Origin of the sequence: Paenibacillus albicereus, from assembly GCF_012676905.1 — a bacterium.
GTDB lineage: Bacteria > Bacillota > Bacilli > Paenibacillales > Paenibacillaceae > Paenibacillus_O > Paenibacillus_O albicereus.
In genome coordinates, this window is sequence record NZ_CP051428.1 from 1,339,879 (window position 1) to 1,352,909 (window position 13,031).

13 protein-coding genes are annotated in these 13,031 nt (G+C 47.5%); all 13 read left to right on the plus strand.

The genetic code is table 11. The annotated features are described in order from the left end of the window. Window positions 1-269 precede the first annotated feature (269 nt). Entirely contained in the window at window positions 270-1,169 is a 900-nt protein-coding gene (gene galU, locus HGI30_RS05810) for a UTP--glucose-1-phosphate uridylyltransferase GalU (protein WP_168906779.1), read from the plus strand. A gap of 1 nt (window position 1,170) precedes the next feature. Continuing rightward, window positions 1,171-1,860: a sugar transferase gene (locus HGI30_RS05815; protein WP_168906780.1), complete on the plus strand. Its 690-nt coding sequence runs from the start codon at window positions 1,171-1,173 to the stop codon at window positions 1,858-1,860. Between the two features lie 27 nt (window positions 1,861-1,887). Then, window positions 1,888-3,159 (plus strand): polysaccharide pyruvyl transferase family protein, encoded by a 1,272-nt coding sequence (locus HGI30_RS05820; RefSeq protein WP_168906781.1) that lies wholly within the window; start codon window positions 1,888-1,890, stop codon window positions 3,157-3,159. After that, entirely contained in the window at window positions 3,156-4,697 is a 1,542-nt protein-coding gene (murJ, locus tag HGI30_RS05825) for a murein biosynthesis integral membrane protein MurJ (RefSeq protein ID WP_168906782.1), read from the plus strand. The genes HGI30_RS05820 and murJ overlap by 4 nt, the downstream gene beginning before the upstream one ends. Before the next feature lie 10 nt (window positions 4,698-4,707). After that, window positions 4,708-5,934, plus strand: a complete 1,227-nt coding sequence (locus tag HGI30_RS05830; protein ID WP_168906783.1) for a glycosyltransferase family 4 protein — start codon at window positions 4,708-4,710, stop codon at window positions 5,932-5,934. A gap of 49 nt (window positions 5,935-5,983) precedes the next feature. Continuing rightward, a complete protein-coding gene (gene cps2T / locus HGI30_RS05835; RefSeq protein ID WP_168906784.1) occupies window positions 5,984-7,210 on the plus strand; it encodes a beta 1-4 rhamnosyltransferase Cps2T in 1,227 nt (408 codons plus the stop codon). Beyond that, window positions 7,207-7,956, plus strand: a complete 750-nt coding sequence (locus tag HGI30_RS05840; protein ID WP_168906785.1) for a sugar phosphate nucleotidyltransferase — start codon at window positions 7,207-7,209, stop codon at window positions 7,954-7,956. Before cps2T ends, HGI30_RS05840 begins: the two co-directional genes overlap by 4 nt. A gap of 18 nt (window positions 7,957-7,974) precedes the next feature. Next, window positions 7,975-8,520, plus strand: coding sequence for a dTDP-4-dehydrorhamnose 3,5-epimerase (gene rfbC, locus HGI30_RS05845; protein ID WP_168906786.1), 546 nt, complete (start codon window positions 7,975-7,977; stop codon window positions 8,518-8,520). A gap of 20 nt (window positions 8,521-8,540) precedes the next feature. After that, window positions 8,541-9,560 carry a dTDP-glucose 4,6-dehydratase gene (rfbB, locus tag HGI30_RS05850; protein ID WP_168906787.1) on the plus strand — a complete coding sequence of 340 codons (1,020 nt, stop codon included), beginning with the start codon at window positions 8,541-8,543 and terminating at the stop codon, window positions 9,558-9,560. After that, window positions 9,553-10,422, plus strand: a complete 870-nt coding sequence (gene rfbD / locus HGI30_RS05855; RefSeq protein ID WP_168906788.1) for a dTDP-4-dehydrorhamnose reductase — start codon at window positions 9,553-9,555, stop codon at window positions 10,420-10,422. Before rfbB ends, rfbD begins: the two co-directional genes overlap by 8 nt. A gap of 270 nt (window positions 10,423-10,692) precedes the next feature. Beyond that, a complete protein-coding gene (locus HGI30_RS05860; protein ID WP_168905835.1) occupies window positions 10,693-10,866 on the plus strand; it encodes a hypothetical protein in 174 nt (57 codons plus the stop codon). Window positions 10,867-10,907: 41 nt separating this feature from the next. Beyond that, window positions 10,908-12,059: a nucleotidyltransferase domain-containing protein gene (locus HGI30_RS05865; RefSeq protein WP_168906789.1), complete on the plus strand. Its 1,152-nt coding sequence runs from the start codon at window positions 10,908-10,910 to the stop codon at window positions 12,057-12,059. Continuing rightward, window positions 12,056-13,000, plus strand: a complete 945-nt coding sequence (locus HGI30_RS05870) for an LCP family glycopolymer transferase (RefSeq protein ID WP_168906790.1) — start codon at window positions 12,056-12,058, stop codon at window positions 12,998-13,000. The genes HGI30_RS05865 and HGI30_RS05870 overlap by 4 nt, the downstream gene beginning before the upstream one ends. Window positions 13,001-13,031 lie beyond the last annotated feature (31 nt).

Here is a 13,031-nt window from a genome sequence, read left to right on the forward strand (position 1 = left end):
TGTACAGGTAATGCCTACTGAACCTTTATCACTGTAGGCACTCGGCCATACTGTGGGTTCCTAGTGGACCTTAGACGCGAGTCGTCGATGGTATGGCGTGAGGCGGGGTTGAATGCCCCTTTTTACCCTACTAGCAAAGGGTAAGCATCAAGAAAGCCATAAAAACGGGTTATGTTTCGACAGGGAAACGTAGCTCGTTTTTTTGGCGTTTCTTCATGTGAGGGCAGAAGAGCCAGAGATAAAGATATAAGAGAAGGATAGGTGATTGTGTGAAAAAAGTTCGTAAAGCGATCATTCCAGCCGCTGGTCTTGGAACCCGATTTCTGCCGGCAACCAAAGCGATGCCGAAAGAAATGCTTCCGATTGTCGACAAGCCGACCATTCAATACATCGTGGAAGAGGCGGTCCAGTCCGGTATCGAGGACATCATTATTGTCACGGGCAAAGGCAAGCGGGCAATAGAGGACCATTTCGATATTGCTTTCGAGCTGGAGCATACGCTTGAGAAAAAGGGAAAGTCCGACATGCTAAGCGAAGTAAGAAAATCGTCCCATGTTGATATTCATTACATAAGGCAAAAAGAAGCAAAAGGTCTGGGCCATGCTGTTTGGTGTGCAAGAAATTTTATTGGTGATGAGCCATTCGCGGTTCTTCTAGGAGATGATATTGTCCAGGCGGATGTTCCTTGCACGAAGCAGTTAATAAATCAATTTAATGTACATCAAAAATCGATTATCGGAGCTAGGACAGTCGGGATCAATGAAACGGATCGTTACGGAATTGTAGATCCATTAGATAATAACGAAAGACTTTACAGAGTTAATCGATTTGTAGAAAAGCCGCCGATTGGTCAAGCACCTTCCAACCTTGCCATCATGGGAAGGTATATTTTTACGCCCAATATCTTTGATTTTTTAGAAATGCAAAAAATCGGTGCTGGGGGCGAAATTCAGCTAACGGATGCAATTCAATTGTTAAATGAATCACAAGGTGTTTTAGCTTATGACTTTGAAGGGGACCGTTATGATGTTGGGGAGAAACTGGGTTTTATCCTGACCAGCGTCGAGTTCGCATTAAAAAACGATGAGCTCCGACTTCCTCTTCTTGCGGAACTTGAACAGATTTTGGAAAAAGAAGTGAATAAAACTTATCGTAGTAGGGGTGAGTGATATGAGCAAGCCTCAAGAGAATGTTGAGGCAATGGGTAACACGTCTACCATCTATTACATCGATGAAGCCAATCAAAAAAATCTATATGTATCTGATCTTCTCAAGCGAGGGTTTGATATTATCCTGGCGGGGGTAGGGCTTATGCTTCTACTCCCTCTTTTTATAACAATAGCGATATGCATAAAAATTGAAGATCCAAAGGGAAGCGTGTTTTTTTACCAAACTCGGGTAGGTAAAAACGAAAAACTATTCCGAATGTATAAATTCAGATCCATGGTTTCAAATGCAGAAGAAATGTTGCAAAAGCTTCTTGCTCAGAATGAAGTGAGCGGTGCGATGTTTAAAATGAAGAATGATCCCCGAATTACTCGAATCGGGAGATTTATCCGAAAAACAAGCATCGATGAGCTCCCTCAATTGGTAAATGTTCTAAAGGGAGATATGTCGCTTGTAGGACCTCGGCCGCCATTGCTACGGGAAGTGGAAACCTATACTCCTTATGAAAAGCGTCGACTTACCGTAACACCTGGATGCACAGGTCTTTGGCAAGTCAGTGGACGGAATAGCCTCTCATTTAGTCAGATGGTTGAACTAGACCTAACATATATAAAAAACAGAGGTTTAGTAATGGATACAAAAATTCTCCTTCTAACAATTAAAGAAATATTCGCATCTAAAAATGCTTTTTAACAAATGTAAAGTAAGGGTGATATTCAGGTGAAAGTGCTTATTATCAACGCTCACTCCAGTAAGAATAAAGGAGACGCAGCGATAATTATATCGATGATTCAAAGCATACGAAAGTTTAATGCGGATGCTACGATTACTATTGCATCAAGATACCCAATGGATGATGATCTGTACTTAAGCTATGGTTGTAATGTTGTTGAACAAATTACTCGTTTTCCGGATAAAAAACATAGCAAGCTAAAGCGACTAGCCTTAATTATCCGAGACTTAATGGACGCAAGAAAGTTTGTATCACAGGGCAAGATACCGGAAACTCGACAAGCAGAAGCTTTTAACGCATATCAGTCTGCTGATATCATTGTAAGTTGTGGAGGGGGCTTCATCTATTCCCACTCACCTATAATTGAAGCCAGCCTAATCATGCATTTGGCGCAGATTTTCTTTGCCAAAAAGTTAAATAAAAAAGTTATTACGTATGCTCAATCAATTGGCCCATTTCATAGCGGTTTCTCGAAATATGTTACAAGGAAGGTATTAAACGAAGTCGATGTAATTACAGTTAGAGAAGAACTATCACAATTGTTTTTAAGAAATATCGGAGTCCACAACACGAAAATGGTGGGAGATTCTGCGTTTGTTATAGAGACAGATCATATTAAGATTGATCAGCTATTAGATCTTGATAAAAGTCGTCCCAATGTCGGTGTTACCGTTAGACAATGGACTTTTCCAAATCAAGTCGAACCAGAGAAAAAATATAAGCAATATATCCAAGCTGTAGTGGATTCGATTGAATTTCTAGTTCATGAAAAACAGGCTACTGTTTATCTTGTTCCTCAAGTCACCGGGCCAACTCCGATTGAAGACGATCGAATTGGTAGTCAGCATGTGTGGAATTTACTTTCACAGGAAACTAAGAAACAGGTAAGACTATTGACTACAGATTATTCGCCAATAGAACTAAAAGCGATTTACAGCAATTTTGATATGTTTGTTGGGACTAGGATGCATTCAAACATCTTCTCCTTATCTTCCCATGTTCCCACAGTAGCCATTTCTTATGAACCCAAAACAACAGGCATTATGAAAATGCTCGGACTCTCGCAATATGTATGTGAAATAAACTCGATTACAAGTAGTGAATTAGTAGAGAAATGTGATCTTGCTTGGAAGCAGCTCTCAAGCTATAGATCAGAACTCGAAGCTATAATTCCTGAAATCAAAGTAAAAGCCGAAGAGCCAGCACGGATTATCCGTCAACTTACGGCCTCATCAAAGAACGAAGTTATGGTGTCATGAAACGCTTAAATGAAGGTTTTTTTAACGCGACCATTTTGGTTATTGTCTTTACATTATTGGGAAGAGCACTTGGTTTCGTGCGAGAGCAAATAATAGCCGGTTATTATGGCACTTCATTGACAGCCGATGTATTCGTTACAGCTTTCACCCTTCCGCAATATATATCAAATATTTTTGGTGGAGTAATTACAATTGCCTTTATCCCTTTGTTTTTAGAAAAAAAGAATGAGAAGTCCAATGAACTTGCGAGCAATTTTTCATTGGATTTCTTTTTTTTGTTGCTAAAAATACTTATTGTTTACGCAATTATTGCAGTAGCTTCTTCAAGTTGGATCATTGACAAAATGTTTTTTGCAAGTAGTTCAGCTACCTTTTACATCTATTTTTTAATGATTCCGGTTACCCTTTTTATGACGCTGTCTTTATTTTTTTCCGCATATCTTAATGCTCAAAAGTCGTTTATTGTCCCTACTTTATCCCCTTTAGTAATGAGTGTTTTCTTTATTTTCGGCGTAATAATATTTCCAATAAATATAAACAGTTTAGTATGGTCTTCATTGATTTCTGCATTTATTGCACTTGCCTTTATTGTAATCTACTCTAAGCGTGCTGGATTTAATTATAATCGCACTTCTGGATTCGAGAAAAAAGACTATAAAAACATTTCAACAATTGCGTTTCCGATGGCAGTGGGATCAATCTTTCTTCAATCAACAACGGTAATAGACAAGTTTTTTGCGAAACAGCTCCCAGAAGGAAGCATAGCTGCTTTAAATTATGCTTTCAAGCTAACTCAACTTCCATCCGGAATATTTGCAACTGCCATATCGACTCTTATTTTTCCGACTCTAGCTGTACTGGCGAGCCAAAAAAATGAAAAGGGAGCTTTCCTCATATTAAACAAGGGCATTCGATTAACCCTTTTCATTACTCTGCCAGCAATCATCATTTTATTATTGTTTTCAAAATCAATTACGGAACTCTTGTTCGAACGAGGAGCATTTAACTCAGCTGCTACACAGATTACATCTAATGCAGTTGTTATTTATTCAATTGGAATCTTAGGTACTTCTTTAACCATGCTGATCTCAAGATATTTTTATGCAAGGAAAAATACGTGGATTCCGGTCTCCACAAATGTTGGGGCTACCTTACTAAATGTTTTATTTTCATTTATTCTTGTGGAAAGAATGGGTTATTTAGGATTGGCCACCTCGTATTCAATTTCGGTTTCACTTAATTTCGTCGCGCTTGCTGCGATATATGGAATTAAGCAACGTAAATTCATTTCAGTTTCTAATTTCAAGGATTACAGTAAAATTGTTGTTTCTTCCTGCCTAACTTACACTCTTTTTAGTTTAGTTTTAAAGCTCAATAAAATGGACTTAAATACATTGCTATTATTTATATTGATAATTATGGTGTGCGTCGTTTATTTTGTGCTCTGTAGAGTGATGAAAACAGAAGAAAGCATAAAAGTTACTCTAAAGTTAAGCGAGTTTATAAAACGTTCCTCCCAAAAAGTTTTAAGTAACTAAAGGAGACCCAATGAATATCTTAACTATTAATAAGTTTTATTATATTAAAGGTGGTAGCGAGACCTATCTGTTTGCGTTAAAAAAGGAACTAGAGACCATCGGGCACAAAGTGATACCTTTTTCTATGAAAGATGAAAAAAATCAAGCTACGGAGTATGAAAAATACTTTGTCGATAACATTGATTATGGGAAAGCTGGATTGATGGAGAAGATAAAGCTTGGCTCTAAGGTCATCTACTCTGTTGAAGCAAGAAAAAAAATTGAAAAACTCTTGGATGAAAATAAAGTTGATGTGGCTCATTTGCATTTGTTCCAACATCAACTATCGCCATCCATTCTAATGCCGCTGAAAAAAAGAAAAATCCCCATTGTTTATACCGTACACGATTTAAAGGTTATGTGTCCAAACTATAAAATGCTTAATAATAATGAATTGTGCGAAAAATGTAAGGATGGTAAATTCTACAATGTTTTGCTTAATCGCTGCACGAAAAATTCACTTAGCGGCAGCTTGGTTTCAATGGTTGAAGCCTATGTCCACAGTGGAATGAGATTTTATGAAGATTACATCGATCATTTTATTACTCCAAGCAACTTTTATAGAGAAAAAATGATTGAATGGGGATTCCCTGAATCTAAAATTAGTTTCATACCGAACTTCTTGGATACGAGTTCAATATCTCCCAAATACACTCATGGGGATTATATGCTTTACTTAGGAAGATTGTCAGAGGAGAAAGGCATCCTTACCCTTCTGGAAGCAATGAAAAAGAGCAAAAGTTCTGCACGACTAAAAATAGCCGGTACCGGACCGTTATCAGACACCATTCGCCATTATATCCTTGCTCATGATCTTGGGCACAAAGTTGAAATGTTAGGCTTTGTAAGTGGGTCTGAATTGGAGAGCGCAATCAATCAGTCAAAATGCATGATTATGCCATCTGAATGGTATGAAAATGGTCCTTTAGCATTAATTGAGACATTTGCAAGCGGGAAACCGGTTATTGGTAGCGATATTGGCGGTATTCCGGAGCATATTGATCATTTGAAAAACGGTTTGCTGTTCAAGTCTAAAAGTTCACTCGACTTAGCGGAGAAAATCGATTTTATGAACAACTTGTCCGAGGCGCATTATTTGGAGTTTTGCCGGAATGCGCGAGTTAAAGCCGAACAAGTCTTCGATTCCAAGCAGCATCTTTCAAAGATCCTTCCACTGTATGAATCTATTATTGCTTAAGCAGCCACCTAAGTGGCTGCTTTTTGTTTAGAAAGGACTTGGTTACAAAATGGACTTAAACAAACAGCATATATTTATCATTGGTTCCAAAGGGATACCGGCAAAGTATGGCGGTTTTGAAACATTTGTTGAACACCTAACAAAATCGAAAAAAGATCAAAGCATACAATACCATGTTTCATGTCTCGCTGATAATAGACAAGTCTATACCCATAACGAGTCTCGTTGCTTTAACATTTCTGTTCCTAATATCGGTCCAGCTAAAGCCGTGCTTTACGATGTATTGAGTTTAAAAGAATGTTATGAATTCATCAGTAAAAATAATATACATGATGCTATCATCTATATTTTAGCTTGTAGAATTGGTCCCTTTCTTGGTTTCTACAAGCGTAAACTGGAAAAATTCAATACTCAGATTTTTGTGAATCCGGATGGGCACGAATGGAAAAGGTCTAAATGGAATGCTTTCATCAGAAGGTATTGGAAATTTTCTGAATCCATTATGGTTAAGAAAGCAGATCTGTTGATATGTGATTCAATTGGAATTCAAAACTACATAACGGAAGAATATAAGAAATATAGACCGCAGACGACATACATTGCTTATGGAGCAGATACGGTGAAATCCACACTTAATAGCAAGGATTCAACGTTCATAAATTGGATGGATAAAAATAAGGTAAGGGAGAAGGACTATTATCTTGTCGTAGGGAGATTTGTTCCGGAAAATAATTATGAGTTAATGATTCGGGAGTTTATGCGTTCTAATACGAGAAAAGATTTTGTAATTATCTCAAATGTTGAGAACAATACGTTTTATAAAGATTTGCTTCAAAAGACCCATTTTGAACAGGATAAGCGAATAAAGTTTGTTGGAACGGTCTATGACGGGGAATTATTGAAGAAGATTCGGGAAGAAGCCTTTGGTTATTTCCATGGACATGAGGTTGGCGGCACAAATCCATCTTTGTTGGAAGCAATGGCAAGTACACAGCTTAACCTCCTGCTGGATGTGGTTTTTAACCGTGAGGTCGGTTTGGACGGAGCCGTATATTTTGAAAAAACTCAAGGAAGCTTGGCAAAGCTTATTGCCGTATGCGATGGCATGGACGAGGAAACAATCAAGCAGTATCAAGAGTTAGCTGTTGATCGAATTCAAAATGCGTATACATGGAATCTAATCATTCAAAAATATGAAGCTGTATTTAAAGGGATGAGTCAGCAGTATGTGAACGACATTGCCTTATATCCAGCACAAGGAGTTGTTAAAGCATGAAAGGAATTATCCTCGCAGGAGGAACAGGCTCCCGACTATATCCATTGACTAAGGTTACCAACAAGCATTTGCTGCCAGTCGGGCCATATCCCATGATCTACCATTCGATCTATAAACTTAAAACAGCAGGAATTGACGACATCCTCATTGTCACGGGCCGTGACCATATGGGCGATGTCGTTAATCTTTTGGGCAGCGGCTATGAGTTCGGCGTGAGCTTCTCCTATAAAGTCCAGGATCAGGCGGGAGGCATCGCCCAAGCGCTCGGACTGGCACGAAGCTTCATCGGCTCTGATCCGATGGCCGTCATTCTCGGTGATAACGTGTTCCAGGACGATATGAAGCCGTTCGTCGAGAACTTCAAGAAGCAAGGCAGCGGCGCCAAGATCCTGCTGAAGGAAGTTCACGATCCGGAGCGGTACGGCGTGGCGGAGCTGGACGGCCCGCATATCGTGTCCATCGAGGAAAAGCCCAAACAGCCGAAAAGCAGCATGGCCGTAACGGGCATCTATATGTACGACAACAACGTCTTCGATATTGTCAAAGAGCTGAAGCCTTCCGGTCGCGGAGAGCTCGAGATTACGGACGTCAACAACGCCTATATCCAGCATGGATTGCTTACGTACGACGTGCTGAGCGGCTGGTGGACCGATGCCGGCACGCATGAGTCCTGGGCGCATGCGAACGAACTCGTCCGACATGATGCGTTCGACCTGAACTTCGGGCGCAAGCTTGCGACGGTCTAAAGGAGCGGAATTCAAACGATGAGACTCATCGAGACAAAGCTTCCCGGAGTCCTGATGGTTGAGACCGACGTGTTCGGCGACCACCGGGGCTTTTTTACGGAAAGCTACAATGAACAGAAATTCCGGGAAGCCGGCATCGTCCATGCTTTCATCCAGGATAATCATTCCCTGTCTCAGGAAGCCGGCACGCTGCGCGGCCTGCACTATCAGCTGGCGCCGAAAGCCCAGACAAAGCTGGTCCGCTGCGTAAGCGGGGCGATCTATGATGTCGTAGTTGATTTGAGGCGGCAGTCGCCCACATTCGGACAGTGGCAGGGCTTTATCCTGAGCGAGTCGAACAAGCGCCAGCTGCTCGTGCCGAAGGGCTTCGCGCACGGCTTCTGCACGCTCACGGCCAATACGCAGGTGATGTACAAAGTGGATGAGTATTATTCCAAAGAGCATGACCGCGGCATCCGCTGGGATGATCCTGCTCTCGCTATCGACTGGCCGACGGCTCACGTGGTCCTGTCGGAGAAGGATCGCCAGCATCCCGGTCTTCAAGAAGCGGAGCATCATTTTTGACCTCAAGGAGATGGAGAGAGATGAACCTACTGGTTACAGGAGGCGCCGGCTTCATCGGCAGCAACTTTATTCGGCATATGAAGGAAGAGCATCCGGACTATACGATCGTGAACCTCGACAAGCTTACCTATGCGGGGAATCTGGATAATCTGAAGGATTTGGAGAACGACAGCGGCTACCACTTCGTCAAAGGCGACATCTGCAACGAGGCGCTGGTTCGCCACCTTCTCCGCAATCACGCGATCGACGCCATCGTCAATTTCGCCGCCGAATCCCACGTGGATCGCAGCATCAGCGATCCCGGCATCTTCGTCGCGACGAACATATCGGGCACGCAGGTGCTGCTCGAGGCTGCCCGTGCTTACGGCATCGAGAAATACATCCAGATTTCAACCGATGAGGTGTACGGGTCCCTTGGAGCGACGGGCTACTTTACCGAACAGACACCTCTCGCACCGAACAGTCCATATTCCTCCAGCAAGGCCGGAGCCGACCTGCTTGTGCGAGCCTATCATGAAACGTATGGCATGAACGTGAACATCACCCGCTGCTCGAACAACTACGGTCCCTATCATTTTCCGGAGAAGCTGATCCCGCTCATGATTACGCATGCGCTGGATGACAAGCCGCTTCCTGTCTATGGCGACGGGCTGAACGTGCGCGACTGGCTGCATGTGCGGGATCACGCGGCTGCGATCGATCTGGTGCTTCATCAAGGCAAGCCAGGTGAAGTGTACAACATCGGGGGGCATAACGAGCGGACCAACATCCAGATCGTCGAGCTGATCCTGGAGCGCTTAGGCAAATCCAAGGAGCTGGTCCGTTACGTGGAGGATCGCCTCGGACATGACCGCCGCTACGCGATCGATCCGGCCAAGCTGCAAGCCGAGCTCGGCTGGAAGCCTAAGTATACGTTCGAGACCGGCATCGTCGAAACGATCGACTGGTATCTCGGAAACGAATCCTGGTGGCGAAATATCCAATCCGGCGACTACCGCAATGCTTATGACAACCGCTTCAGGCAGCCGGTTCATGGATAAGCGCAAAGTCATCGTCACCGGGGCAGGAGGCCAGCTCGGCCGAGATCTGGTTTCTTTGCTGAATGAAGAAGAATACGAGACGTTCGGGCTGACCCGCTCCGAGCTGGACTTTTCGAAGCGGGAAGAGGTAGACCGGATCGTGTCCCTCTTGAAGCCGGACATCATCATCCATAGCGGAGCCTATACAAAAGTCGATCAAGCCGAATCGGAGCCTGACGTCGCGCATCAGGTGAATGGAGATGGCGCGGGCTATATCGCGGCAGCGGCAGAACGCATCGGCGCGAAACTGGTCTATGTGAGCAGCGATTACGTATTCGACGGCTCCGCCTCCCAGCCGATTCCCGAATCCGCCGCGACGCATCCGATCAATGTCTATGGAGCGTCCAAGCGGAAAGGGGAGGAGCAGTCGCAGGCTTTGTGCAGCCGCTGCTTTATTGTCCGGACATCATGGGTGTACGGTATTCATGGAGCCAACTTTGTCAAAACGATGCTCAATCTCGCGCGTCAGGGCAAGCCGCTCTCGGTTGTCCAGGATCAAGTCGGCAGCCCGACGTTTACCCGCGATCTGGCCGCTTGCATGCTGGGGTTGATGGATACGGAGCGATACGGCATCTATCATGTCTCGAATTCAGGCTTCTGCTCCTGGTACGAGTTCGCCCAGGCCATCTTTGAGGAAGCAGGGCTTGAGGTCGAGCTCGCCCCCGTTTCCAGCGATCAGTTCGTTCGACCGGCGCGGCGCCCGGCTTATTCGGTGCTCGGGCATGAAGCGCTTCGAGAACATGGGTTTCCCGAGATGCGGCATTGGCGGGATGGCCTGAAGGAATTTGTACGAATGGGTTCTGCAATAAAGCAGCTTCAATAAAATAATCTCGTCATGACCAGCAAGCTTCTTCATCTATGAAACCTCGTTCAACACCAAAGGGAGTCGTCACTAAGTATAGAGGACGATGAGCCTGGTGCTGTCTATGTCGTAATCTTGTCGGACGGTATGCTACGTGCAGCCAATCGGATAAGGAGCGGATAGAGAGATGAAACTTGCTGTGATCGGAACGGGATACGTCGGTATCCGCAGCGCGGAGATGATCAAGTACGCTCAAGTCGGTGGTCGAGGTGAACCGCGACCAGCGCTTCAATGTCATCCGCAAGCTGCAAGCGACGCTCGGCGAGCTCGCCGGCCAGACGGATCGACGGCCGCAACCAGTTCACGGAGGAGGAGCTCTCCGGCACGTCCTTCGTCTATTACTCGGTCGGCCGCCCCAATCTCAATAAGGGCGTCCGCGAGCAGAGCCCGGCTCTGCAATTCTAGCGCAAGCAGGCGGCTGGCCGCCGGAAAGGAGGGGGGTCCCCTTGAAGTCGAGCGAATCGATGCAGCTGCTGAACCGCCTCTACGAGCGGGCCGAGAACGAGCCTTGGGACGAAGGAAGCTGGCGGCGGGCCTGGGCGGATATCCGCGACTCCTTCACCGGCAGCCAGTTCTACCATCTCCTGCAGGACAGGGGAGCGCTGAAGGAAGCGCCTGCCTGGCTGCAGGGCGAGCTGAAGGCCGAATCCGAGCGCATCCTGTTCCAGAACATGCTGATCCGCGGCGAGCAGAAAAAGCTGTTCCGCGCCTTCGAGCAGGAGGGCATCCCGCTCATCCCGCTCAAGGGCATCCGCATGGCGGAGCGCTATTTCGGCCACTTCGCGGCGAGGCCGACGACGGATCTCGACGTGCTCGTCCGGCCGAGCGACCTGCAGCGCGCGTCGGCGCTGCTGCGGCGGCTCGGGTTCGAGGACGGCGAGCAGCTGGACGAGGACCATTTCCACCTGCTGTTCAACAAGTTCTACGGCAACCCGATGTTCCCGTTCCTCGCCGTCGAGCTGCACTGGAGCCTCCTTCGCTCCCACGGGCATGAGACGGATGTGGAGGCGCTGTGGAGCCGCACGGCTCCGATGCCCGGCAGCGCCGGCTGCATCCGCGAGCTGAACGACGAGGACACGCTGTACCATGTGTGCCTGCATGCGTTCAACCATCATATGGCGTCGCTGAAGTACGTCGTGGACATCGCCCAGGTCATCGACCGCACATGGGATACGGTATCCTACGAGTCGCTGCTGGAGCGCGCCCGCCGGGACGGCAACCTGGCGAAGCTGACGGCCGTGCTGTCGCTCGTCTACCGGCTCTGCCCGTCGCTGCAATGGGTGAAGCCCCTCGATCGGCGTCGCCGCTGGCCGTTCTGGAGCGAGCGCCTCATGCGGGAGGCCGGGCTCGGCCTCAAGAGCCGGCGGTACTACCTGTTCCGCTTCGCCTCGATCTTCGTCACGTACGACAAGCCGTCCGCGATGCTCCGCCATATCCACTATCTGTTCCTGCCGCCCGCGGATTACGCGCGCTCCCAGTTCCGGGAGGACAAGGGCGGCTCTTTGCTGTCCCTGTACACCCGAATCTACCGGCTGCGGCTGAAGCATCTGCTCGGCAGACGGCCGCGCGCCGGCGCGAAGGAGCTTGACGCCCCATGAGCCTGAATCAGAAACGGGCGCTGATCGCCGTCCTGTCCATCCTGCTGGCGGCGGCGCTGGCGATCGGCGGCTTCGGCTGGTATTTCTACAACTCCATCAAAGGCACCGCCCACAAGGTGTACGAGCCGACGAAGCGTCCGGTCTACGTGAGCACGGACCCCTCCGTCAAGGAGGAAGCGGTGCCCTCCGACAACCTGCCGTTCACGGTGCTCGTGATGGGCGTGGACGAGCGGCGGAACGACGTCGGCCGCGCCGATACGCTGATGCTGCTGGCGGTCAATCCGCAGAAGAACGACGTGCTCATGCTGAGCATTCCGCGCGATACGCGCACGACGATCATCGGCCGCGACACGGAGGACAAGATCAACCACGCCTATGCGTTCGGCGGGGTGAACATGGCCGTGCAGACGGTGGAGAGCTTCCTCGACTATCCGGTGGACTACTACGTGAAGGTCAACATGGAAGGCTTCGAGAAGGTCGTCGACCTGCTCGGCGGCGTGGAGGTGAACAACCCGTTCGCCTTCACCTACGAGGGCCAGGAGTTCGCACAGGGCGACCTCAAGCTGAGCGGAGAGCAGGCGCTGCTGTACTCGCGCATGCGCTACGACGATCCGCGGGGCGACTTCGGCCGGCAGAACCGTCAGCGCGACATCATCCAGCAGGTGATGAAGAACGCGCTCACGATCAGCAGCCTGACCAAGGCGAGCGGCATGCTCGAGCAGATCGGCAGCAACGTGAAGACGGACATCTCGTTCGACACGATGAAGGACCTGCTGGTGAACTATCGGCCGAAGATCGAAAAGATCACGCAAAAAGAGGTCAGCGGCCGAGGCGCGCGCATCGGCGGCATCTATTACTATACCGTCGATCGGGCGGAGCGCGACCGGCTCCACGCGATGATCAAGGAGCACCAGCAGCAAGGCAAGCCGGAGCTGAACTGACGGGCGGGCCGCCCGCAGCCGGCCATCAAGG